Source organism: Microcystis sp. LEGE 00066, assembly GCF_015207925.1.
In the GTDB taxonomy this organism is placed as follows: Bacteria; Cyanobacteriota; Cyanobacteriia; order Cyanobacteriales; family Microcystaceae; genus Microcystis; species Microcystis ichthyoblabe_A.
Map to the genome: position 1 here is coordinate 1 of NZ_JADEVX010000053.1, position 25352 is coordinate 25352.

The 25352-nt window shown below is 42.6% G+C and carries 19 protein-coding genes, 2 pseudogenes and 1 riboswitch; of the genes and pseudogenes, 8 read left to right on the forward strand and 13 right to left on the reverse strand.

From position 1 onward, the window contains the following. Positions 1 to 80 precede the first annotated feature (80 nt). Both IQ224_RS09630 and IQ224_RS09635 read left to right on the forward strand, forming a co-directional pair. Positions 81 to 785: a S8 family serine peptidase gene (locus IQ224_RS09630; RefSeq protein ID WP_228036165.1), complete on the forward strand. Its 705-nt coding sequence runs from the start codon at positions 81 to 83 to the stop codon at positions 783 to 785. Between the two features lie 175 nt (positions 786 to 960). Beyond that, positions 961 to 1371, forward strand: a complete 411-nt coding sequence (locus IQ224_RS09635; RefSeq protein WP_228036166.1) for a hypothetical protein — start codon at positions 961 to 963, stop codon at positions 1369 to 1371. Positions 1372 to 1505: 134 nt separating this feature from the next. Here IQ224_RS09635 and IQ224_RS09640 read toward each other — a convergent pair. Continuing rightward, a pseudogene (locus tag IQ224_RS09640) lies at positions 1506 to 1781 on the reverse strand (ISL3 family transposase); the annotation flags it as partial. 443 nt (positions 1782 to 2224) lie between these two features. Here IQ224_RS09640 and IQ224_RS09645 point away from each other — a divergent pair. Continuing rightward, complete coding sequence (locus tag IQ224_RS09645; protein ID WP_194032881.1) at positions 2225 to 4240, forward strand: ribonuclease R family protein; 2016 nt, start codon at positions 2225 to 2227, stop codon at positions 4238 to 4240. Positions 4241 to 5147: 907 nt separating this feature from the next. Beyond that, positions 5148 to 6068, forward strand: a complete 921-nt coding sequence (locus tag IQ224_RS09650) for an NAD(+) kinase (RefSeq protein ID WP_002738170.1) — start codon at positions 5148 to 5150, stop codon at positions 6066 to 6068. Positions 6069 to 6471: 403 nt separating this feature from the next. Here the strand turns inward: IQ224_RS09650 and IQ224_RS09655 are convergent, their stop codons facing one another. Both IQ224_RS09655 and IQ224_RS09660 read right to left on the reverse strand, forming a co-directional pair. Continuing rightward, positions 6472 to 7539 carry a ribonucleotide-diphosphate reductase subunit beta gene (locus IQ224_RS09655; RefSeq protein WP_036402723.1) on the reverse strand — a complete coding sequence of 356 codons (1068 nt, stop codon included), beginning with the start codon at positions 7537 to 7539 and terminating at the stop codon, positions 6472 to 6474. A gap of 53 nt (positions 7540 to 7592) precedes the next feature. Beyond that, positions 7593 to 8039, reverse strand: a complete 447-nt coding sequence (locus IQ224_RS09660) for a DUF29 domain-containing protein (RefSeq protein ID WP_036402726.1) — start codon at positions 8037 to 8039, stop codon at positions 7593 to 7595. Positions 8040 to 8769: 730 nt separating this feature from the next. Here IQ224_RS09660 and IQ224_RS09665 point away from each other — a divergent pair. After that, complete coding sequence (locus IQ224_RS09665; protein WP_002738011.1) at positions 8770 to 9309, forward strand: phycobiliprotein lyase; 540 nt, start codon at positions 8770 to 8772, stop codon at positions 9307 to 9309. An 87-nt stretch (positions 9310 to 9396) separates the two neighbouring features. Here IQ224_RS09665 and thiC read toward each other — a convergent pair whose 3' ends face one another. The 8 genes and pseudogenes from thiC to IQ224_RS09705 all read right to left on the reverse strand — a co-directional run bounded on the left by thiC (position 9397) and on the right by IQ224_RS09705 (position 16937). Continuing rightward, on the reverse strand, positions 9397 to 10779 hold the full coding sequence (gene thiC / locus IQ224_RS09670) for a phosphomethylpyrimidine synthase (protein WP_002748124.1): 1383 nt from the start codon (positions 10777 to 10779) through the stop codon (positions 9397 to 9399). Positions 10780 to 10787: 8 nt separating this feature from the next. Continuing rightward, positions 10788 to 10884, reverse strand: a riboswitch (TPP riboswitch). Between the two features lie 376 nt (positions 10885 to 11260). Further along, on the reverse strand, positions 11261 to 12682 hold the full coding sequence (gene glnA, locus IQ224_RS09675) for a type I glutamate--ammonia ligase (protein WP_002748126.1): 1422 nt from the start codon (positions 12680 to 12682) through the stop codon (positions 11261 to 11263). Positions 12683 to 12735: 53 nt separating this feature from the next. Further along, the gene (locus IQ224_RS09680) at positions 12736 to 12906 is read right to left on the reverse strand and encodes a hypothetical protein (protein ID WP_016515827.1); all 171 of its coding nucleotides are present in this window, start codon (positions 12904 to 12906) and stop codon (positions 12736 to 12738) included. Between the two features lie 128 nt (positions 12907 to 13034). Beyond that, positions 13035 to 13136: pseudogene (locus tag IQ224_RS24015) on the reverse strand (DUF29 family protein); the annotation flags it as partial. Between the two features lie 11 nt (positions 13137 to 13147). Continuing rightward, complete coding sequence (locus IQ224_RS09690) at positions 13148 to 13600, reverse strand: DUF29 domain-containing protein (RefSeq protein ID WP_002748127.1); 453 nt, start codon at positions 13598 to 13600, stop codon at positions 13148 to 13150. A gap of 11 nt (positions 13601 to 13611) precedes the next feature. Further along, positions 13612 to 14064: a DUF29 domain-containing protein gene (locus tag IQ224_RS09695; protein ID WP_002748129.1), complete on the reverse strand. Its 453-nt coding sequence runs from the start codon at positions 14062 to 14064 to the stop codon at positions 13612 to 13614. A 21-nt stretch (positions 14065 to 14085) separates the two neighbouring features. Further along, a complete protein-coding gene (locus tag IQ224_RS09700) occupies positions 14086 to 14544 on the reverse strand; it encodes a DUF29 domain-containing protein (RefSeq protein WP_002748131.1) in 459 nt (152 codons plus the stop codon). Positions 14545 to 14624: 80 nt separating this feature from the next. Then, positions 14625 to 16937, reverse strand: a complete 2313-nt coding sequence (locus IQ224_RS09705) for a ribonucleoside-diphosphate reductase subunit alpha (protein ID WP_036402729.1) — start codon at positions 16935 to 16937, stop codon at positions 14625 to 14627. Between the two features lie 453 nt (positions 16938 to 17390). On the opposite strand from IQ224_RS09705, the gene IQ224_RS09710 reads away from it, so the two are divergent. Continuing rightward, positions 17391 to 20306 (forward strand): plasmid replication protein, CyRepA1 family, encoded by a 2916-nt coding sequence (locus tag IQ224_RS09710; protein ID WP_002737915.1) that lies wholly within the window; start codon positions 17391 to 17393, stop codon positions 20304 to 20306. A 416-nt stretch (positions 20307 to 20722) separates the two neighbouring features. Here the strand turns inward: IQ224_RS09710 and IQ224_RS09715 are convergent, their stop codons facing one another. Then, positions 20723 to 21373, reverse strand: a complete 651-nt coding sequence (locus IQ224_RS09715; RefSeq protein ID WP_002735609.1) for a nitroreductase family protein — start codon at positions 21371 to 21373, stop codon at positions 20723 to 20725. Between the two features lie 206 nt (positions 21374 to 21579). On the opposite strand from IQ224_RS09715, the gene IQ224_RS09720 reads away from it, so the two are divergent. Beyond that, on the forward strand, positions 21580 to 23004 hold the full coding sequence (locus IQ224_RS09720) for a PP2C family protein-serine/threonine phosphatase (protein WP_002748139.1): 1425 nt from the start codon (positions 21580 to 21582) through the stop codon (positions 23002 to 23004). Between the two features lie 28 nt (positions 23005 to 23032). Here the strand turns inward: IQ224_RS09720 and IQ224_RS09725 are convergent, their stop codons facing one another. Then, positions 23033 to 24274, reverse strand: coding sequence for an AmpG family muropeptide MFS transporter (locus tag IQ224_RS09725; protein ID WP_036402739.1), 1242 nt, complete (start codon positions 24272 to 24274; stop codon positions 23033 to 23035). 306 nt (positions 24275 to 24580) lie between these two features. Between IQ224_RS09725 and IQ224_RS09730 the strand changes: the two genes are divergently transcribed. Next, positions 24581 to 25201 (forward strand): GNAT family N-acetyltransferase, encoded by a 621-nt coding sequence (locus IQ224_RS09730; RefSeq protein WP_194032882.1) that lies wholly within the window; start codon positions 24581 to 24583, stop codon positions 25199 to 25201. Positions 25202 to 25352: the final 151 nt, after the last annotated feature.

A 25352-nucleotide genomic window follows, 5' to 3' on the forward strand; every position in this document is an offset into this window, starting at 1 on the left:
TTTTTATGACCATTTTTATTGATATGATTGGATTGACATTCAGGACATTGCATAATTTCTGAGTTTGATAATGGGTATTTTTGGGTGATCGCCTTCCTCCTCAATCATACCCTAAATCAGCAACGCCTGGTGTCGGTCAAAATAACAATAACGTTCTACCCGGAACCAGTTCTTCTGGACAAGGACACGGAACTCACGTCGCTGGGACAATTGCCGCCGCTAATAACGGCATTGGTATGACGGGCGTTGCCTATAATTCCCGAATTATGGCGATTCGTATGGGAGATGTAGATTCACAAGGTCGGTTTACTAATGGGGGCAACCTTGCTCAAGCTATCCGCTATGCAGTGGATAATGGCGCTCGCGTCATTAATATGAGTTTGGGATGGTCTGATTCAACTGCTTTACGCGATGCCCTTGCCTATGCCGCTAGTCGCAATGTGATTACGGTTAGTGCAGCTGGCAACTCTAGCTTGTCTTCTCCCGGAACACCCGCATACTACGCTACCCAATACGGTTTTTCCGTCGGTGCCGTCGATAGCAGCCGGACAATTGCTAGTTTCTCCAATCGTGCCGGAACTAACAGCAGTATGCAGCACGTTATGGCTCCAGGGGTGAATGTTTATTCGACCTTACCGGGCAACCGATACGCGAGTTACAGCGGAACCTCGATGGCGGCTCCCCATGTGGCAGGAGTAGTGGCTTTAATGCTCGGGGCTAATCCCAACTTAACCCATGCTCAAGTCCGCAGTATTCTCACTAGCAGTGCTGTCCGTCTTGCTTAAAACGCTATTAATGCTCACAACCCAGAGCATTCCTAGTTAACCAATGCTGAAGAAAGTCTCTGTTGGATTCTGCACGAGGCTTTTCTTCAGCCAAAATAACAGCCAAATCGCCAAAACTATGATTTATCCTAACTTTCGCTGGTTCCTAAGTTTGACCATTATTCTAGTTACAATGATGAGCTTTACTGACCCGAATTTCTCTCAATCAAAACAGGGTATTTCTGGCACTATTCTTCGTCTTAGTGGCGACCAAATGCCCACTATAGACACAACATCCTTAAGAACAAAACCTGAACCTATTAAAACAACTGTTTGGATTTTTTCAGGTAGAATTCCCGCTCAAGGAAACAACTGGCCAGTAGCCCAAGCCCAAAAACATTCTCACCTAATCAAGCAAATAAGTAGTGATTCTCAAGGTAATTTTTTTGTGGAATTGCCCTCAGGGGAATATACTCTCCTCGCTCAATATGATGACAATTTGTACCTCAATAATTTTTTAGGGGACGGCAGCTATGGAACCGTACAAGTGACTAACGGTCAAATTGTCAATATTCAGTTAATTAACACGGAAAAAGCTTATTTTTAGCAATTATTGTCCCAAAACGCTCAAGAAATAACATTTCTTGACAGTGAGATAGAAGAAAATAATTTACTATCTTGCTTGATTACGTCTGCATTTCGCCAGTATTTGAACTGGCCAATTCCTAGTTTTTTTAATTACGATAGGTCTGGCTCTGTAATTTCTTCAGCGATGTTCTCTAGCATTCTTGGAATCTCTTCTTCCGTTACGTCATTTCTTCGGCTAACAATTAAAATATCACCTTATTTTAATTGTTGGAGTATATTCTCGGCTAGTCTTTTCGTATAAGTTCGTTTACTGGCGACAAAATCTAACTCTTCGCTCAAGGGTTTCCGACAATTATCGCACTTAAATTGACGACGATTAACTTGTGGGTACACTGGTTGTCCTGAGAGCGGCGAATCTTTGACTAAATGGGGTTTGCTGAATGAATCTAAAAACCTTGTTTGATAAGACTTTTAGACTTTTTTGAAATCCAAAAGTGGTGGACATGGGAGTGATCAGGGGGAAAATTCGGCTCTTCTAGGTTCTGTGTGATAAGTTTAACTTACATAGGATCGATCGATCTTTGTGTCCTTTGTGTCTTTGTGGTTCGTTCCACCCCCTCGCTAGGAGGAATGTATCTTAGAATACATTTTACCCACCAGACCTGGGAGAGCCAAAATCCCAGGACTTTTTCCCTGAAAATTAGGTAATTGACCCCCTCAAAATGGGTAAAACCCCACACTCTACCCCCACGAAAAACTTTTTGCCGCAAACCCTATCTAGTGGGTGGGGATTGATGATTGCTCTTGCCGATCGAGTAATCGATCGAGGATGATAGAAAATAGACAAAATAGATAGGCAGTAAGGGGAAGCAGTGGAAAAGGGAACGCTGGTAGAATTTCGGGTGCAAGGAGAAAGGCGCTTAGGGGTGATCGATCGCCCAGAAGGGAAAAAAGATTGGATCGTCATCGATCAAGGGGGAAACCCGCATAAACTGCGTCCCCAACGCTTCGATTACATTATCAAGGGTGGTCCATCCAACTATAAAGAGATCGGCAATTTTCTGCGGGAAGTCCAACCCTATCTAGATCCTAGTGGTTTAGAAGTGGCCTGGGAATTATTAGCCGGGGAAAATCAGTTAGTCACTCCCGAAACCATGGCCGAGATCCTCTTTTCCGATCGCGGTCCGCAGTTTTGCTATGCAGCCCATTGTCTCTTGAGTGAGGATAAAGTTTATTTTAAAAATAAAGGGGATGGTTACGAGGCCCGCTCGGAAAATCAGGTAGAGGAAATCAAACACCAGCTAGAGGTGGAACAACAGCGTCAACGGGAAAAAAGCCAATTTCTCCAACGTCTCCAACAGGCCCTGGCCGGTGAAACGGTAGAATGGTCAGAAAGCGATCGAATTCGTCTGGAATCTCTAGAAAAATTTATCCTCCAACCCGAACAAAAATATCCAGCAGCCATGGAAATACTCTCGCTGCTGGGCCGTTCCCAAACCCCCGAGGCTGCTTTTGAATTGTTAGTCGATTTGAAATGGTGGAGTAGTCACGAAAACCTTTTCCTGCGACGCAGTTCCTACCCCGTTCAATTCTCGAAAAAGGTACTTGATGTGGCGCGTCTTAATTTACTCAATCCCCCTGCGGATGCGGATGTCAACAATCGTCTCGATTTAACCCACCAAAAAATTTATACCATCGACGATGAAAGTACCGAGGAAATCGATGACGGATTATCGGTGGAAATTCTCGCGGATGGTGGTCATCGTCTCTGGATTCATATTGCCGATCCTAGCCGTTTAGTGCTTCCCGATGATGAATTAGACCTAGAAGCGCGTCGTCGCAGTACCAGTCTTTATCTTCCCACGGGAATGGTTCCCATGTTTCCCCTAGAGTTGGCCGCCGGTCCAATGAGTTTGGTACAAGGTAAACTTTGTCCTGCCTTGAGTTTTGGGGTAATCCTCGATGAAACGGGAGCGATCGCTGATTATCGTATCCATCCTAGTACAATTAAACCTACCTATCGCCTCACCTACGAAGATGTGGACGAAATGTTACATCTGGATCTGCAGCATGAACCGGAAGTGAAGATTCTCAACCGTTGGGCCAAACAACGCCACGCATGGCGCAAATCTCAGGGATCGATTAACATCCAAATGCCAGAATCATCCATTAAGGTGAAGGCTAACGACGAAATTATCATAGAATTGCAGGAAGTTTCCCCATCTCGGCAATTAGTGGCGGAAATGATGATTTTAGCCGGAGAAATCGCCGGTCGCTACTGTCAGGAACACGAGATCCCCGTGCCTTTCCGGGGACAACCACAACCGGAATTACCCCCCGATGAGGAGTTAATTTTACTACCTGCAGGCCCAGTGCGTTCCTGTGCCTTGCGTCGCTGTATGCCGCGCAGTGAGATGACGACGATTCCTAACCGTCATGCTAGTCTCGGATTGAATACCTATTCCCAAGTAACTTCGCCAATTCGCCGTTATACTGACCTTTTGACCCATTTTCAACTAAAAGCCCATCTCCGGGGCGATCAACTGCCTTTTACCCGGGATAGAATGCAGGAAATTCTCTATAGTGTCGCTAGTTCGGCCCTGGAAGCCACCTCGGTGGAACGACAAACTAATCGTTATTGGAGTTTGGAATTTTTGCGACGACAGGGAGATCAAGTCTGGCAAGCTTTGGTATTGCGCTGGCTGCGGGAAGAGGAAAATTTAGGCTTGATTTTATTGGAGGAATTGGGGTTAGAATTACCCCATCGTTTTGAGCGATCGGTATCTTTAGGCGATCGCTTTCAAGTACAAGTTAGTCGCTCTGATCCCCACCGCGATGAGATCCGCTTCCGCGAGTTATCGGGTTTTGTCTCCTCCCAAGCAAGTTAATCTCTCGCGGAGACAGAATTCAGGAGTCGGGAGATAGGGGTTTAGGGGTTTAGGGAAATTTCAGCCAAATGCTCCACTCCCCTCTACCCTCTCCTTGAGTTAGCGGGTTCGTCATCTGATCCGTCTATTTCGGGTGCGGAACCTCTTGGCAGACTTTAAATACCGAACAATTTATTATACTAAATCCGTTGAGTATAGGCCACATATCAGGAGAGGCACTCATGCAAGAGGCAAAAGGGAGAATAATCGCTCTTCTGGAACTTTCGGAAATCCCCGACCGAATCCAGATTCTGAAACCCTTGCTTGACAAGTGATCGCTAACTTTTTTTCTAATAAAAACTCAAATTTCGGGTTTCTGTTAGTTAGCGATAGCTTGAAGGCTTACCCCATAAGAGAGCTAGAGTTTAGAGACTGTAAGATTTTTGCCAGAGTCCCTCCAAGAGCGGCTCTCTTGGATTTGGTGGGTAAAATGTATTCTAAGATACAGTCCTGCTGGCGAGGGAGTGGAAGGAACCACTCCAGACACAGAGGACACAAAGATTGATCGCTTCTATGGTAAGTTAAGCTGATCACACAGAACCTAGAAGAGCCGAAGAGCGATAAGCCGTCAGCTTTTTGCTGTGATCAGTAAACTGAAAACTCAAATCCGATCCCTGATAGGCTAAGACGCATTTAAACCGCTTATTCTTAGACTAGCCGAACCTCCCCCAATCCCTTTACTGTTGCCTTTTGCCTCTTGCCTTTTGCCTCGTCTCAACAAGCAATTTAAATTACGAACAGCTTAGCTGTTTCCTGACTCCTCACCCTACTAACAAACTTTTTCAGAAAACCCTACTCACTTTTCACCCGATCTGCCCGGTCTTGCTATTGTTAAAAGTATAGAACCTCCGAAAAAGGTCTCAACTCTGTGCAGTTAAAACAAGTCATCATCGCTCATAAGGCCAACCATCCCCAAAGTAAAGCATGGGCGGAAAAATGCGCTAAACAGTTAGAAGCCCGTCAGTGTAAAGTTTTAATGGGACCCAGTGGCTTTAAAGATAATCCCTATCCAGTATTTTTAGCCTCAGCATCGGAAAACATCGACCTTGCCATCGTTTTGGGGGGAGATGGAACCATTTTAGCTGCCGCTCGCTATTTAGCTCACGAAGACATTCCGATTTTAGCGGTGAATGTCGGCGGCCATCTGGGATTTTTAACGGAACCCTTTGAGATTTTCCAGGATACGGAGACGGTCTGGGAGCGTTTACAATCCGATCACTATGCGGTACAACAACGGATGATGTTAACGGCCAGAATCTATGAAGGGGATAAAAGAAATCCGCAGCCAGTGAGCGAGGCATTTTATGCCCTGAATGAGATGTGTGTGAAACCCGCTAGTATCGATAGGATGCCCACCTCAATCCTCGAAATCGAAGTGGACGGGGAAATAGTAGATCAGTACCAAGGCGACGGACTATTAGTGGCTACTCCCACGGGATCCACCTGTTACACCGCTTCCGCTAATGGTCCGATTATACACCCCGGCATGGAAGCGATCGCTGTCACCCCGATTTGTCCCTTGAGTCTCTCCAGTCGGCCGATTGTCATTCCCCCAGCATCTCTGGTCAGTATTTGGCCTCTAGGAGACTACGAGTTAAATACTAAACTCTGGATGGATGGTGCTTTAGCCACTTCCATTTGGCCCGGGCAATGGGTGGGAGTTACTAAAGCCGAAAAATTCGCCCAATTTATTATCCTGCGGGAAAGTTATTCTTTTTATCAGACTCTACAGGAAAAACTGCAATGGGCCGGGGCGAGAATTCATTATGATGGCAATCGTCATAATTAGGGTTTGCGGCAAAAAGTTTTTCATGGGGACAGGGTGTAGGGTGTAGGGTGTAGGGTTTTACCGATTTTGAGGGGGTCAATTACCTAATTTTCAGGGAAAAAGTCCCTGAATTTTCCCCCCAATCACTCCAAAGGTCGACACTTTTTGAGGGAAAAAAAGTCTAAAAACCTTATCCAACAAGGTTTTTAGATTTATTGAGCAAGCCCTAAGTATATCTTCTAAAATTGGTCATTACTTCCGATTTTATCAGTAAATCTAGGCTTTTGGGGGTAGAACCCCCCAAACCCAGAAGCGCATTTGCTGATTGTCGGTATTTCTGCAAGAGAGGGTCAAAAGTTGTCAAAATATTTGACAAAGTTGCCACTTTATGGTAAGAAATTGGGTTATTATTATCCCTTAAATTTTAAATTTCATCCCATCCAGTTAAGCCAGAAGACATAACATAACTGGTAACAGTTGCTTCAAAAAAGTTAGCTTTGGTGTGGCCTTCTTTTTTGGTATCGGAAAAGCGTTCCAGATGGTTATAGGGACTTTTGTTATACTTTTCTTCCCTGTATAAAGGCTCAAGTCCGATCGCTTTTAGCCGAATATTAGCGAGGTATTTAGTGTACTGTTCGGTACTGTATTCGGTAATACCTAAAATGTCGTTGCCAACGATGTGATTTGTCCAGCAACATTCGTGTTTAACGGCACTATCGAACATCTCATAAATCTGTTCAACGGAATGGGGAAAAATTGCCATGGCTTCGGGAATAAGTTTTTGATACAAACGGACGTGACTTAATTCGTCCCGGTTGATCATTTTGAAAACGTCAGCACTACCGGACATTAGCTGTCGAGAAGCGAGATTATAGAAAAAGATAAAGCCGTTATAAAAATACAAACTCTCCAGTAAATAGTCGGCAAGAAGAGCGATAAAATAGCTTTCAGTAGTTTGTTTATCGATGTATTGCTGGTAGAGACTAGCAATAAATTCACAGCGATCCTTGAGAACTTTATCGGTGCGCCAAAAGTCATAAACTTCGCCTCTGCGATCCGAGGGAATAATCGTTTCAATTAAGTATTGATAACTTTGATTGTGCATGGCCTCTTGAGAAATTTGTTCCGCCATACAAAGACTAATTTCTGGCGCAGTGACGCTACCTTTTAGGTGGGGAATATTACAGGTTTGCACGGAATCAAGAAAAGTTAGATAGGACAAAATACCATCATAAGCATATCTTTCTTCGTCGGTAAGATGCCCGTATTCAGTCACGTCTTGAGTGATATCTAAGCGTTGCGGGATCCAGAAATTTTCCCGCATTTGTTGATATAAACCCACCGACCAGGTGTAGCGGACATCGTTTAATTGCATCAGGTTGGTAGTGTTACCAAACCAGATCGAACGGTTTTCGATCGCATCATCTCCCGACGGATTGAAGATCGGGGAAATGGGCATCGAATGGCAAGAATTAACTAAATGTAAGGACATGACTACTTGGACATTAAGGCACTTTTAGGTTATAATAGGTTTTCGGTAAAAAGTCAAATGGTTTGATTAGGGATAAATTCAAAATCTAGGGCTTCTGCCAAAGTAAATGGGCAATCGTTCGGGAATTTATCTAGGTTTATCCCTGTTTCAATAGCGGCTTTTTTTCTCGCCTTATTATAGCATTTTTTGAAATTTTCTTCTGTTAAAAAACTCTTAAGACTAGGGCTATTTTCTAAATCTTCTTCGATTCTTTCGCGATGCTCAAAAAGGTTTAATGCCCAGCTTCTGGTTTGTTTTTCTGGCTCTTGTAAGTATTTTAGTAAATGCCATAAAATCACGCTCAGATTGCTTTTTAATGCTTTCTGTTGACTGATAGATATAGATTTTATTTCTTCAATTAAATTCTCTAAATCTAATTCAGAAAATTGATGATTTTCTAGCAAAAATATGGTTTTATCTATCCAGGGATAGTAGTCTTTTTTGTATAAGTTCTTTTCCATAATTCGCCAATTCAAAAATGAAACGCATCAACCTCAAGAGTTGACAAAGAAATGCTCATCAGGTACTGTCTGATCATTAACAAAAACAAATCAGACCCAAAAACGAAGCCCCCAACATCTTAACATAGAACAAAGAAACTTGCTCTACCAACTTAGTCAAGAGGGAAATTTATCGTATAACTGCTAAAATAGCAATGACTAAAATATCGGTTAATAAATGTTTTTGGGTTGGGGACACTCTCGGTTCAGGAATATCGGCTCTTCCAGGTTTGGTGGGTAAAATGTATTCTAAGATACATTCCTCCTAGCGAGGGGGTGGAACGAACCACTCCAGACACAAAGGACACAAAGATCGATCAATCCTATGTAAGTTAAACTTATCACACAGAACCTAGAAGAGCCATTAATTTTGCTGAGATACTTAAAAAGTAAAAAAGGGGTTGGGGGAAGAACCTCGGCCTGACTGTAGCCAATTTGACAGAATTAATCGATAGATAAGAGTGAATGGAAGTAACTAGGATAAGTTCGCAGTTTTTAGCAATCTTATCCCGTTTTTTCCCTGTAAATGCTGTATCTGTGCGGCTTTTCCCAATTATCTCCCTCAACACTCCTACCACTTAATTTCCATGCAGGGTTATAATTGTATTAAGATGTGTAACAATTCTCTGGCAAACTCTTGACAAAGGATAACAAATCTGATCTACCAAAAAACAGGAAAGGTTTTATTTCTATGACATTGATTCAAACCGCCCAATTATCGCTAGAAACTTTGGCTTTAGCCTTTTTTAAGCAGACAGAAGGACGCTGGCAATCCCAGAGACGTTATTACACCCTCACCCAAGAAACGGAACCCCAAGAAGTTATCAGCGCCATCGAGATTAAATATTTACCCCAAGGCAGCGAACCATTAATTCAACTGGCCCGTTTACATAATCTGGAAGATACAACTTTATTAGGTGGTACGGAAGTAACTTGGCAAAGTAATTATCTCCGTCCCCAGAGTAAAAAACCCTCCAACGGTTCCACTATATTCGGTATTTTAGATAATATTCTCTATCGCGATCGGGGATTTGCGACGGATAAACCCGTTAGTGCCATTTATACCTTTCCTAACCCCTCTACTCTCTGTCTGAGAACAGAATACGCCGGTTCTGTCTTTGAAGAAGAAATTAAACTCATCGGTCAACAATATCGCACCCGACAAACTATTATCTCTCGCGCCGGTCAAGAATTGATGATCGGTCAATATCTAGAAAAACGGGTCAATTAGTCGAAAAAATGGCGGCTATTCCCATAATTTTGACTTTTATCCTAGGAATAGGGCTGAAATCAAGTCAGCCCTTCCCATAACTCCCCTTTAAACTGGGGTTAAATTGTCTTGATTCTGACTAGCGAGAAACTTCTCTAATTCCGTAATCGCATCGGCATCGACCTTAGTTTGCATCGGACAGAATTTCGGTCCACACATCGAACAAAACTCCGCAGTTTTATAGATATCTGCGGGTAAAGTCTCATCGTGGTATTCCTTAGCGCGATCGGGGTCCAAGGATAACTGAAATTGACGATTCCAATCAAAATTATAACGAGCAATGGAGAGTTCGTCATCACGATCCCGCGCCCCGGGACGATGACGGGCGATATCTGCCGCATGAGCCGCTATTTTGTAGGCAATTAAGCCATTTCGCACATCTTCAGCGTTGGGTAAACCGAGATGTTCTTTCGGGGTGACATAACATAACATCGCCGTCCCGTACCAACCCGCCAGAGCCGCCCCGATCGCCGAGGTGATATGATCGTATCCGGGGGCAATATCGGTGACAAGGGGACCGAGAACATAGAAAGGTGCTTCGCTACACTCCTCCATTTGTTTTTTCACATTAAATTCAATTTGGTCCATGGGAACATGGCCCGGTCCTTCCACCATCACCTGTACATCGTGTTCCCAAGCGCGACGCGTTAGTTGGCCGAGGGTTTTCAATTCCGCTAATTGGGCCGCATCGGAAGCATCGTGGGTACAACCGGGACGTAGGGAGTCACCGAGACTAAAAGAAACGTCATAACGCTTGAAAATCTCGATAATTTCGTCGAAATGGGTGTGGAGAGGATTTTGCTTGTGGTGGTGTAACATCCACTTAGCAATAATACCACCCCCGCGGGAGACAATCCCGGTCAGACGGGTTTTGACTAAGGGCAGGTGTTCGATGAGGATTCCCGCATGAATCGTCATGTAATCTACCCCTTGCCCGGCGTGTTTTTCGATAATATGGAGGAAATCTTCGGGGGTGAGTTTTTCAATATTGCCGTGAACGCTTTCCACCGCTTGATAGATGGGTACAGTACCGATGGGGACAGGAGAAGCATTGATAATCGCGGTGCGAATTTCGTCCAAATTACCGCCCCCAGTGGAGAGATCCATCACCGTATCGGCACCGTATTTGACCGCTAGGTGTAATTTTTCTAGTTCTTCGTTAATATTCGAGGAGTTGGGTGAAGCCCCGATATTAGCATTAACTTTACACTTAGAAGCAATACCGATCGCCATGGGTTCGAGGTTGAGGTGATTGATATTAGCGGGAATAATCAGTCTTCCTCGGGCGATTTCGCTGCGAATCAATTCGGGAGAGAGATTTTCCCGTTTTGCCACATACGTCATCTCTTCGGTAATTATCCCCTGACGGGCGTAGTGCATTTGCGATACATTTGCTTGTCCGCGCCGGGGGGCAACCCATTCTTGTCTCATAATTTTATTTCCTCTGTAAACAGCTTCCCTACGCTGGAATTACCCAGTCTCAGGTTCTAAGGGTCTTTCTCAGCCTGATTGCCTCAGACACCCCTAGCTATGACGGCAATTGTATCACTGTTGACGACTGAGGAGATCAAGCTTAAGATTGTTGTTTGATTAGGCGGTTATCAGTTATCAGTTATCAGTTATCAGTTATCAGATGTGAGTTTTGGCTCTTCTGGTTTCTGTGTGGAAACGAGGTCTATACTGATAGTTTATTTAACAAAATAGTCCTAAAAGTCTTTCCCAGTAAACATTTCACGATTTCATAAGCAAAAATTATCACACAAAGTCGAGAAGAGCCGAGTTTTCAGTTCACTGATTACTGTTTACTGTTTACTGTTCACGGCAAAAAACTTCCCACTTCCCCACTCCCTTGCTGATTCCAAAAAAAAGGGGCAGGCAAAAGCCTACCCTAGGATTAATTATCAATCAAACCTTAGACATCGTAGTAGAGAGAGAACTCGTAGGGATGGGGACGTAAGCGCATCGGGTTAACTTCGTTATCGAGTTTGTAGGTAATCCAGTTTTGGATAAAGTCTTCGGTAAAAACACCAGAATCGGTCAAGAAAGCGTGATCTTTTTCGAGACTTTCCAGAGCTGCTTCCAGAGAACCGGGGGTAGAGGGTATTTTTGACAATTCTTCGGGACTGAGTTCATAGATATCCACATCGAGAGGTTCTCCTGGTTCAATTTGATTTTTAATCCCATCGATACCAGCACATAGCATAGCTGCAAAAGCGAGGTAGGGATTAGAAGTCGCATCAGGACAACGGAATTCTAAACGTTTAGCTTTCGGGTTGCTTCCCGATAAAGGAATCCGAATCGAAGCGGAGCGATTACCTTGGGAGTAGGCCAGGTTTACCGGGGCCTCAAAACCGGGGACGAGACGCTTGTAGGAGTTGGTGGTGGGGTTAGTTAAAGCTAAGAGCGCGGGAGCGTGTCTAAGCAAACCACCGATGTAGTACAGCGCCATTTGGCTGAGTCCGGCGTATTTATCCCCGGCGAACAGGGGTTGACCATCTTTCCAGATAGACTGGTGAACGTGCATCCCGGAACCATTATCGCCAAAGATGGGTTTAGGCATAAAGGTGACGGTTTTACCGTATTTCTTGGCCACGTTCTTAATGCAGTATTTGTAGGTCATCAAGTAGTCGGCGGCCCGTACTAGGGTAGAGAATTTAATCCCTAACTCGTTTTGACCACCGGTAGCGACTTCATGGTGATGTTTTTCGATGGGAACTCCGCAGTCGGCCATGGTTAAGAGCATTTCCGTGCGGATATCTTGAGAGGTATCGGTGGGACTAACGGGGAAATAACCCTGTTTGTAGGCGGGTTTATAGGCAAGATTTCCGTCTTTTTCGTCTTTACCGCTATTCCAACGACCTTCGACACTATCCATGTAGTAATAGCCGGAGTTGGCGGTTTGGTCAAAACGAGCGCTATCAAAAAGGAAAAATTCTGCTTCTGGTCCAAAAAATACAGTATCACCTAAACCGGTACTGCTCAGATAATCGATCGCTTTCTGAGCAATAGAGCGAGGATCACGGCTATACCATTCACCGGTTCTGGGTTCTTTGATGCTACAGATCATGCTTAGGGTAGGTTCCTTGTAGAAGGGATCGATCCAAGCGGTGGTAGGATCGGGAACCATGGCCATATCGGACTCGTTAATTGCTTTCCAACCGCGAATACTGGAACCATCGAAGGCAACACCATCGCTGAAAGAGCTTTCATCGATTTGATCGTAGTAGAAGGAGCAGTGTTGCCAGATACCCGGCATATCAATAAATTTCAGGTCAATAATCTTAATATTGTTGTCCTGAATCATTTTCAAGACTTCTTGTGGCGTTTCGGGCATGGAAAACTCCTTTGACTTATGGATCGGTTCTTAAGCTTCTCAAAAAACCCATCCTAAACAGTCACTTTGTCCAGTTTTGTATTTTTCGATACAAAATCTTTAATCCTAGCTTGAAAAAATCTGTAATTTTCTTGTTGAGTTCGGTAATCGCCCGGAATGGCGATTTGCCTATCAGCTTCTACTGCCTCTTGCCACACCTCAAGGAGGTTCGTTTGTGCAAACATTGGCCGTCTGGAGATTTTCTGCTCACTGAAAAGCTTCCAGGGTAATGATTTGGTAGTAGTGGCGTAGCCCTCTTGCTTACCTGGTAGGAAGTGTGTAAAGTATTTATTAATAAAAATAATTGGAACCCGATCAGTCTTTGAACCTCCTCAGAAAACTGGTGATTTTCTAGTAAAGATATGGTTTTCTCTATCCAGAGATAGTAATCATGTTCGTATAAGTTCGTTTCCATAATTATTCCCATTATTTTGATATTTCAGGAAACCAATCCTCATTTAACGCCTGTTCTATAGTACAAATTGGAGCTAAACTGACCAAATTTTCAGCCATTCCCGATAATTCGATAAAAGAAATACGAGCTTCTTGAAAAGAGTTGTTAAAAATTTCAATCAGATAAGGCTGTAAACTAGGACTATCGGCAATAATTTTTTTTATGGCACGACGAAAATTCCTAATTTCATTTTTCCATCCTCTTTGATTATATTCTAATTCCGACTGCCAGTAAACCAGTTTCAGCAAATGTTCTAATAAGCGAGTTAAATAACTTTCTAAACTTCGTTTCTCACTTTTACCCATGCTGCTAATTTCTTCAATTAAATTCTCTAAATCCAAATCAGAAAACTGATTATTTTCCAGTAAATTAATGGTTTTTTCTAACCAGAGATAGTAGTCTTTTTCGTATAAGTTCTTTTCCATAATTATCCCCATTATTTTGATATTTCAGGAAACCAATCCTCATTTAACGCCTGTTCTATAGTGCAAATTGGAGCTAAACTGACCAAATTTTCAGCCATTTCCGATAGATCCAAAAATAATTTACGAGCATTTTGATAACAGGGCAAGAAAATTTCCGATAGATAGGACTTTAAACTGGGACTGTCTTCAATAATTTGTTGAATTCCTAGGCGAAAATTCCTAATTTCATTTTTCCATCCTCTTTGATTATATTCTAATTCTGATTGCCAGTAAGCTAGTTTCAGCAAATGTTCTAATAAGCGAGTTAAATAACTCTTTAAGCTTTGTCGTTGACTTTTGCCCATGTCGCTAATCTCCTCGATGAGATTATCTAAATCCAAATCAGAAAACTGGCGATTTTCTAGTAAAGATATGGTTTTCTCTATCCAGAGATAGTAATCCTGTTCGTATAAATCACTCTTCATTGCTTAATCCTCTCCGAGAAACTAAGGAAACCAATTTTCATCTAAAATTTGGTTGATTGATCCAATAGGTGTAGCACTTAAAAGTCTTTTATCGATGCCAGAACCTTCGACAAATAGATGGCAAGCATCCTCATAACATTTATCGAGAATCTCGGTGAGGTAAGATACTAAGTTTGTATTATAATTTCCATCCTTTTTGTTGCTAATAATTCTTTTTATTTGAATGCGAAAATTTAAAATCTCTCGTCGCCACTTGTTTTTATTGTAATCGCGCTTAGATTGCCAATAAGTTAATTTAAGTAAATGTTCCAAGAGTTTAGTTAGTAAACTCTCTAACTTCTGACGTTCTCTTCTGGACATATCTTTTATTTCTTCAATTAAATTTTCTAAATCCAACTCAGAAAACTGGCGATTTTCTAGTAAAGATATGGTTTTCTCTAACCAGAGATAGTAATCCTGTTCGTATAAAGTCTTATCCATAGCTGTGATTAGGTGATCAATAAAACTCACTTTAAATTATATAAAAAAATTAAGGTGGGCATTGCCCACCCAAGTTAACTTTAATTAGCGCAACTAGAACAACTATCATCAGACTCTCGAAAATTGTCCTTTTGTACGGTGCGGACATAATAAATCGCTTTACACCCCAATTCCCACGCCATGATTAGAGTATCAAAGATATCTTTAGCGGTGAGACAACGGTTAGGTTCTGCGGGAAAGTAAACCCCTTCATTGAGGTTGAATAATAACTCCATAGAAATCCCCGTATCGATCCATTCTTGCATAGCAGCGATCGCTTTTACCACCTGCTGCTGTTCGAGATTTTTATTCTCTGGATAAAACCAGAAAGCTTCTTCAATAAAAGGTGGTGCGATGGGAACAGTTCCCTTTGCCCATTTATCGTAGAAAAAGCGACTATAAACCGGCAAAACACTAGCGGTACATCCCTGTACCAAACTGGAGGAAGTATTAGGAGCAATGGCGGTAATATGGGAATTACGGATGCCAAATCGTTGAATATCTTCGGCTAATTGTTGCCATCTTTGCGGTTGCACCGCATTAGTTAAAAACCATTCCAATGGTTTAGCACCGATTAATTTACCTTGACTCCATTCGCTACCCAAGAAAGCTTGATAAGCGCCGCGTTCTTTGGCTAATTCCATCGAGGAATAGGTACACCAATAGCCAATTTCTTCAAATAAATTACTAATTTCTGACCGGTTATTGTAGGATAATTTCCGTTTAGCTAACCAGTCAGCCAATCCCATCGCCCCTACCCCAATAGTGCGATATTTATCGTTGTGGTTTTTAGCATTATCAAAGGGAGGGTTAGTGATATCGATAGTATTGTCGAGAATCCTGACAGCGATTTGACAATTAGACTCGATTTCTTCCTTGTCGATGTTGGCTAAATTAAGGCTAACTAAATTACAGCAATGGGCAGTTTTATCCGGGGTGACATTCGAGAAACTCTCCGTGCATAAATTTACACTGGGGATATAGCCATCGTGTTTATTAGGATTAGCGCGATTGATGGTATCTTTGAAGGCAATGTAGGGCATTCCTGTTTCTACTTGGGAACGCATGATACTTTTAAATAAGTCCCGGGCATTGATTTTTTTATAGAGGAGAACCTCTTTATCTAAATTAGCCTCTACTAAACGATAAGCCTCTTCAAATTCTTCCCCCCATAGTTCCGCTAATTCTATACCTAATTTTGTGCGAACTTCGTAGGGATCTACTAATGTCCACTCGGCTTTAGTTATCACCCGACGCATAAATTCATCGGTGATAACTAATTGGGGAAAAACATCATAAGCTTTGCGTCTTTGATCACCATTTTCTGTCTGCATTTCCAGAAATTCTGGCACATCTAAATGCCAGATGTCAACACCGATAGTTACTGCCCCGGCGCGTCTTCCCCCCTGATTTACTGCAATAGCTGTATCGTTGAGTAATTTAATCCAAGGAATAATCCCCCCAGAAGCATTAGCTTTCCCCATTACCCAGCTACCAGTGGAGCGAATTCTACTCACATTCACCCCGACACCGCCACCATTTTTGGAGATGCGGGCAGCATTAGTAATCTCGCTGAAAATGCTTTCTAAACTGTCATCAATGGAAAGTATAAAACAACTGGTTAGGGAACCTTTGGGTGTGCGTAAATTGGCTAAAATTGGGGTAGCAAGAGAGATTTTTCTTTGAGCAATTGCTTGATAAAATTTCTTAGCCCAGGGGAGTCTATTAGCCGGCTCTTCCACAGTGGCAAGCAGTAAGGAACAGGTTAATAATGCCTCTTGGGGTAACTCATTTTTGAGTAAATAACGGCTAGTGATTAACAATGCTCCAGCGTAATCATAATCGATATCCCAATCGGGATTAATCCAAGAACCGGCTTCTTTTAATTCTGCTTCGGAATAGATGAGAATCCTTTCGTCGTACAGACGATTTTTAACTTGAGTTTTGACGGTTTTCTCGTAATTTCCGTACTGATAACCTCGGACTACTAAGGTATCTTTCCACAGACTCCAAATATGCAATCTTCCGGCTACATAGCGCCAATCCGGTTCCTCGGGACTACACATTTCTAGGGCGCAATTGATTAAATTATCCTGTATTTCCCTAGTGGTAATCCCATCCCGCAGGCGTGTGGTTAAACCCGCTTCTAAGGCGATTGAATTGACTTTTTTACCTTCACAAGCCCACTCTACCACGTCGCGAATTTTGCCGATATTTAAGCTGGTGGTGGAACCATCGCGCCGAATCACTCTAATTCCATGGCTGCCCATATTAGCTAAAGGGGTAGAACGAAAGGGTATTACTTCGTTATTTTTGTGAATGGAGACGGCAGTAGTCAAGGGCTTCGATTGCATAATTGGGAAATTGCGGCGTTAAAAAACTTGACAAATTAATCTATTTGTACTAGAGCATTCTATCAGATTTTCTGGGAAAACACAACATCTAGCGTGTTAAATAATTTTATCACTCTATATGTGGTATAACCAGGATTATTTTGTTCCCTAAAAACCGTGTTTTGGATGACATTTTCTGGAAAAAATTCTCGATTCTCTCTCAAAGTGGTTCTTTTGTATGCTTGACAAAAAGCTTTTTCTTTGATATCAAAACAGACTGACTGCTGAGGAGGTTATGGTAAGATTTTATTTGTTCTTAACTTTTCGATAATTTAAGACAAGAGTGGATTAAAAGTCAAATTTCCTCTGAGAACCTCTGAGAGAGTAAAATTTCTCTTTTCGCTATTTAGTGGCTTACCGCTAGAATAATAGGACAAAACGCTATATATAGCGTCTAGCCAGTAGAGGACAAGGATGAAATATTTAGAAGAATGGCGTGGTAGCGGGGTGGATGCGGAGTTAATCGCTCTCAATGTCACCGGTTTAGCGGGGTTATCTCCCAGTGAATACCTACTCTACTCCCAAGAATTACCGCGACGCAATGATGGCAGAGTTAGGGATAGTATTCTCAAGCGTTATGAACATACCAGTCAAGGCGGTTGGTGGTGTTCAGGAATTGACCTACTAACGGGCAATTATGACTCTTGGGGCTGTTTTAAGCCCGATTTTCCCCGTTTAAGCTTCGATAATGCTAAACCGATTAAGTACGAACATCCTCCCCAAACCCCCACGGGAGTCTTTGCTTTGCGGGTTCCCCTGAAAATTTGGCAAAAAGTAGCCCAGCGTATCAGTATTAATATTTTAACTGAAGAAGTGGATAATAAGCAAGAGGATCTCGGTTTTTGGTCCTGGGTAATCAAACATCCAGAGATACCTATTTGTCTTACGGAAGGAGCGAAAAAAGCGGGGGCATTACTAACAGCAGGTTATGTGACAATTGCTTTACCCGGGATTCACAATGGTTATCGTACTCCCAAGGACGAACTAGGTAGGAGAATCGGTAAATCTCATCTAATTCCGCAGCTAGAAAAATTAGCTAATTCCGGACGAAAGATTTATCTAGTTTTCGACCAAGAAACTAAACCGAAAACCCAGCAAGCGGTTAATTTAGCTTTACAGAGAATGGGTTATCTATTCACCCAGGCTAACTGTGAGGTAAAGGTAGTTACTTGGGATGCTGCTGACGGTAAAGGAGTGGATGATTTACTAATCAATCGAGGAGAAGATTACTTTAAACAAGTCTATCAAAAAGCTACCTCTTGGGAGATTTGGAAGGCAGCAAGTTTAAATAGTTTAACTCTCCCACCTCATCTAGAGTTAAATAGCCGTTACTTGCCAGATATTTCTGTTCCTACATCAGCGCAGTTAATAGCGATTAAATCGGCTAAAGGTACGGGAAAAACTGAGTTTTTAGCCAAGATAGTTAAACAAGCTATTGCCAATCAACAAAAAGTTTTAGTTATTGGTCATCGGGTGAAACTGGTAGAGGAGTTGTGTCAACGCTTTGGTTTAAACTATATCAGCAAAATTAGAGATAATCCTGCGGCACAAATTTACGGTTATGGTTTATGTATTGACTCTCTCCATCCCCAATCACAAGCTAAATTTAAAGCAGAAGATTGCCAAGGAGCTATCATTATTATCGATGAGATCGAACAGGTTCTATGGCATGGGTTAAATGGGGATACTTGTAAAACTAATCGTGTGGCAATTTTAAAATCCCTAAAGTCCTTGCTGCAAACTGTGGTCAGCAGTGGGGGTAAAGTTCTAGTCGCTGATGCTGATTTAAGTGATATTTCCCTAGATTATTTAACTTCTTTAGCTGCAATTAAACTAGAAACTTTCTTGATTAGTAACGAGTGGAAACCTAGTTATCAAGAAGCTTGGCGAGTTTATAACTACTCCGATAATACTCCCCAACGGCTAGTTAATGATTTGGTCAAGCATATTAAAGACGGAGGAAAACCCTTTGTTTGTCTATCAGCACAAAAATTAACCAGCAAATGGGGAACAATTACCCTAGAATCTTATCTAAAAAAGCAATTTCCTCATAAGAAAGTTCTGCGGATAGACTCAGAGTCATTGCAAGATTCTAGTCACGCTGCCTATCAAGCGATTGGCAATTTAAATCAGTTGTTACTTAACTATGATATAGTTCTAGCTAGTCCCGCGATCGAAACGGGAATTAGTATTGATATTCAGCAACACTTTTCCTCGGTTTGGTGTTTAGCACAGGGGATTCAGAATCCCACTTCTATCGCTCAATTTTTAGGAAGAATTAGAGAGAATATTCCTCGTTATATTTGGTCAGCAGTGTACGGATTTAATCAGGTGGGCAATGGATCCACTTCTATCCCCAAACTTCTCACCTCTGGACACCGATTAACCGAGGTTAATATTCGCTTACTACACCAATCAGATTTAGAATCTCTGGAGGATTTAGATACAACTTTTCAAGCGGAATCTCTCCTCTGTTGGGCAAAAATGGCCGTAAGAGTCAATGCTTATATGCTTAATTATCGTCAGTCAATTCTAGGGATTTTACAAGCAGAAGGTCATAGAATTAAAGAACGAAATCAGGAAGAAGAACTAGACATAACTAATCAGTTAACGGAAGCAATTGAAGAAATTATGGAACATAATTATCGTTCTGAATGCGAGGCAATTGCCAGCGCAGCCGAGATAACGGAATCAGAGTGTCGTCTGCTAAAAAAACAGTTAGTTAAGTCAGTAAAAGAAAGGAGAATTATCAGGAAATATGACCTATACAAACGCTATGGAATCCCCGTCACACCACAATTAGTAATTAAAGATGATCAAGGATGGTATCAAGAACTACGCTTACATTACTTTTTGACAATTGGGCGACAATTTTTGTGTGATCGAGATGCTTTAATTGCGCGTAAACTGATAGAATCAGGTCACGGAAGTTTATTTATTCCCGATTTTAATAGTAGTCAATTAGGAGTGATTATCGGGACGTTAGAATTGTTGGGAATTCCCGTATTATTAGCTAATCCTGAAAGAGAATTAAATAATCATGATGCCGATTTACAAAAAATGGCGGAAATTGCCATTAAAAACCGTAACGAGATTAAAACTATCACCAAGATTAACCTCGCTAATACTTCCCGTCCTCTGACGATTATTCGTAATTTTTTAAACTTGTTAGGTTATGAATTAACCGACAAGGGCAGCCAGAGAATTGCTAAAAAATCTCTAAAAGTTTATCAGATTGTTGCACCTTATGACGGTAGAGAACAAGTGTTTCAACAATGGTTATTTAGAGACGAAAAATGTGCGGGAAGTTCCGAGTTTTGGTATGAATAAGGTTCTTATACCAATTCTCCAAAGTCTGACTACAGAAGTTTAATCCCCCTAAATCCCCCTTAAAAAGGGGAACTTAAAGGGGGATTTAAATTCAATGTGTAGTTTTCATTTAGAGAAATGGTATTAGGGACTTGTTATACAAATAATTAACCTTATATCTTGTGAAAAAATTAAGATCGATGTCGGCTGTATTAGCGAAGCTTGATGCAGATTAAATTGTTAATTTTGCCACAATACAAGGCGTTGCTGAATCAAGCTATGAATGCCAACCGTGCCATCCTATCTAAAAGTTAGTTTGCCAGAAGCTTCCTATCTCAAATCAGCAACACCAACTCCTGCAAACCGACACCGACACCCACCCCCAAACCACCGGACAAAACAGCGATCAAAACGAGATTGAATCCAGTTAATAGAGTTTAGATTTGATAGGGATTACCCAAGCGATCCACAAAAACATTGTAATCTAAGGGTAAACGCCCCGGATTAAGCCGAGGTTCCGCCGCGTAACCGATGGGAACGACAACAGCGATCGCCAGATCGGGATGATCGGCAGCACCGATCACAGCTTTTACCTTGTCCTCGATCCAACCGTTGAGAAAACAACTAGATAAACCGAGACTTTCGGCAGCCAAAACCAGATGAGTAGCGGCGATCATGGCATCTTTAATCGCGTATTCCCGGGTTTTTTCGCCCAAATCCTTTTGAAATCCTGGGATTGCCTGTTTAAAATATTTTACCGTGCCTTCGCTCCAGGCACCTGTACTGAGAGCCTGTTCATAGATAGGAGTTAGCTCTCCTCCTCCTGCGGCAGCATCGGCAGCGAAAACAAAAGTAACTGGTGCTTGGATAATTTGCTTTTGTCCCCAAGCGGCCTCGGCTAAAGCGGCCTTTTGTGCCTCATCTTGTACTAAAATAATTCGCCAATCTTGGATGTTGAAACTACTAGGTGCAGCAACGGTTAATTCTACCAGGGTTTTCAGCAGTTCTGGGGCGATCGGATCGGTGGTAAAATTTTTAATAGAACGACGTTGATTAATCGCCGTGGGAACATCGAGAGGCAAGGTCATAAAGTCAATGGATTGAGTTACATATTTCTAATTATTATAAGGTCAAGCTATCAGCCTCAGCCTTCGGTGTGGCAAAACAGAAATACTAAAACATCGGGGTTAAATTGTGGCAGTCATGAAAAGATGCGCTATGCTGTTAGACTTAAACAGGTCATAACCCAATGACCATCTAGCTATAATCATGTCACCGCCACAAAAATCATTTTATGCTTTCTGAGCCGGAACCGAGGGACACTCTCACCACTGCCACCGTCAATATGGGCGATCAAAGTGCCGATATTAAGCCAATTTTAGCCTTAAAAGAGTTGGTCGCCAGTTTATATCGTGAACAAAACAAAGTTCAAAATCTCTTAAGTTCCCTCGGTTTTGCCCTGCGGAGTTTCAATAATTTAAACCAATTCCTCGATCTTACCCCCCTGATGGCCGCACGAGTGGCAGATGCAGAAGGAGGGGCGTTGATTTTGAGCAAAAATAACGGTCAAGTGGCGCTTGATCAACTCCATTGCCAAGATAATCAAATTAATGGGGAACTACGCCGACAATTAGAGGCAATTATCCGACAATTAAACCAAGAAGCGGCACTTGAGAATAAAAATAGTCGATCGCTTCTCGATAGTCTCGATCATCAGATCCGGCAAACTCTCGGACAGGGTACGCAGATTTATAGTACACCTGTTTTGATAAAAAATAGTGAGCGGGGACGTTTATACGTTTTCAGTCGCGATCCCGATTATGGTTGGACACCCACCCGTCGTAAACTGTTGCAGCTAGTGGCCGATCAAACGGCGGTAGCTATAGCTAATAATGAATTAACGATCGAATTACGGGCCAAGGAACGTCAGGATCGAGAGTTAGAAATCGCTTCCGAAATCCAAAATCGTCTTTTACCCCGGCAATGTCCGAAAATTCAGGGGGTAGAATTGGCAGCCCACTGCAAAACAGCTAATCGCGTTGGTGGCGATTATTATGATTTTATCCCCTGCAACTACGATCAATTTAAACCAGCAACGGAGGCGGAAAGGGAAGCTAGTACCGCTCCTTGGAGTATAGTCATCGGTGATGTTATGGGTAAAGGTGTCCCGGCAGGATTATTGATGACCATGACCCGGGGAATGTTGCGAGCAGAAGTGTTAAATCGTCACTCCCCAGCCCAGATTTTGCGTCATCTTAATCGGGTTATGTATGCCGATCTCGATAATTCTCATCGTTTCGTGACATTATTTTATTCCGAGTATGATCCCCTGACGCAGCGTCTTGGCTACAGTAATGCTGCCCATTATCCCACCCTCTGGTGGCGGGCCAAAACGGGAGAGTTAGAGTCTCTCGACACGGAAGGGACATTAGTTGGTTTAGAGGCCGATTCTATCTATGATGATGCCCAAGTGCAATTAGAAGCGGGAGATACACTGATTTATTATACCGATGGCTTTACCGATGCAGTCAACTCGAAAGGGGAAAGATTTGATCAGAAAAATTGGCTATCGGCAGTTAAAGAAGCCTGTCAACAGTACAACGATCCTGAACAGATTCTCGAATATTTATTTGGAAAAGTGGCCGCTTTTACTGGGTTGGAAAATGACGGTAGCGACGATATGACTTTAGTAGTTATGCGAGTGAAATCGGAAGAATAAATCATCGGTTTCTAGCTCATAAATTGGCCTAATTCTCCTCTTGCCAAGGAGCAAATAAAGGCAATAAAGCTAATCCAGGTAAAGCAGCAATTACCGTGATTAAAAAGAACCACTGCCAACCGATTGCCTCGGCTAAAACTCCGGCGGGGGCTACTAAAATATCGCGACTAAAAGCCATTAAACTTGATAAGAGGGCGTACTGAGTAGCGGTAAAACGAGCATTACAAAGACTCATTAAAAAAGCCACAAAAGCGGCAGTACCTAGACCGCTGCAGAAGTTTTCAATATTAATAGCTAAGACCATAAAAGGATAATTTTGCCCTAAATTTGCTAAAATAAAATAGGCTAAATTACTAATAGCTTGCAAGCCGCCAAAAATCCAGAGCGATCGATTAATTCCCCAACGACTTAACAGGGAACCACCTAATAAAACTCCCACCATAGTTGCTATCATGCCCATGCCCCCTTGAATCGCTCCGATATCGGTTTGACTGAAACCAGTTTTTAAGAGAAAAGGAGTCACCATATTATTAACTAAAGCATCCCCTAAACGATAGAGAACAATAAAGGCGAGAATACCGATTCCTTGACCGAATCGATAGCGTTGAAAAAACTCTTGGAAAGGCAACCAAACCGCCTCTAAAAGAGTTTGGGGAGTATCATCTCTAGGGGGAGTAGCTGGGGCGAAAAAAGACCAAATAATCGTTAAAGCCATCAATCCAGCTAGGAAAAGATAGACAAGGGGCCAGGGAAAGTGATCGGCTAAAATTAAAGCGATCGAACCAGTTAAAATTAAAGCCAAACGATAACCTAAAACCCCGATCGCCACCCCCGCACCCATCTCCCATTTTTCTAAAATATCTGTGCGATAGGCATCGTAGGCAATATCTTGAGTGGCACTAAAAAAAGCGATCAGTAGAGCATTAATTGCCAATAATTCCAAAGATTGTTTTGGTTGTTGAAAAGCCATGGCTGCAATCGCTAAAGTTAAACAAATTTGAGCGATTAAAATCCAACCGCGACGACGACCGAGAAAAGGGGGAACATAGCGATCGAGTAAGGGAGACCAAAGAAATTTGAGAGAGTAGGGGAGAGCGACTAAACTAAATAAACCGATCGATTTCAGATCAACTCCTTCGGTGGTCATCCAAGCTTGCAGGGTTCGACTGGTGAGCAATAAGGGCAATCCAGAAGCGAAACCTAAGAATAACAAAGCCGCCATTTTTTGACTGCGGAACACTTGCAAATAAGCGGAAATTTCCTTGATCATAGAGGGGGTAGGAGGATAGATTAGATTAAAGAATATAGTTAATTGACCCAAAAAGAAAGAAATTAGTTCTGACCGGCATCGTCCCATCTTAACCATGGCCCAGCGATCAAAAAAAATTCCCGAAAAATAGCGGTCTTTCCCCCAGCCGTGGCTATAGGCAGTAGAATAGATGAGATTTTGATTCAGTAGTCTTGAAAAATTGCGGTCTTCTCCCTAAGATAGATGCTTGATTCCCCCAACTAGCTCCCATCCCTATTTACCCTTCCTAGATAAGGACTGCCATCCCCACCTTCCCCGCCGACTCCTGTGATTAAAGTGGACTCCTGTTTTATCTCATACCTATTGTCTCATCCCTCCGACGCGGAAGCGATCGGTGACACTGCCGCCATTACCGTCGAGGTGCGTTTGGCCCAAGGCCAAGATCTCAAAAGTTTGGCGGAGATTCTCACCGATAGTTTTTTCCCCACGGCCAATTATTGGTCTTTTCTGCGTCCTATCTTTAAATTAGGCATTTACGAGGACTTACGGGGACGATTGCGCGCCGATACCCCCTACTACCACTGTCTGGTAGTCAGTCAAACCAGCGTCACCGCCACGGGTTCTCAGGAAGTTATTGTCGCTACGGCGGAAATCGGCTTAAAATCCAGTTCTTTTTTAGCTGTTCCCATCCCTTATATCTCTAATTTAGCCGTTAGTCCCGATCGCCGGCGTGCCGGTCTGGCCCGGAGATTGCTGCTCAAGTGTGAACAGATCGCTAGAGAATGGGGTTTTGAGGAACTTTCCCTCCATGTTCTCGATAATAATCTAGCAGCCCAGTCACTCTACTTAAGTAGCGGTTTTCGTCTGCAAAAAACCGACGGTTGGTTGGTCAATTGGTTATTTAATCGACCACAAAAGTTATTTCTGCACAAAAAAATCAGCCAATGAGGAGTCAGGATTCAGGAGTCAGGAGTCAGGAGTCAGGAGTCAGGATTCAGGAGTCAGGAGTCAGGAGTCAGGATTCAGGAGTCAGGAGTCAGGAGTCAGGAGTCAGGAGATTATTTTTATTTATTCTCCCCATTTCCCCACACCCCACACC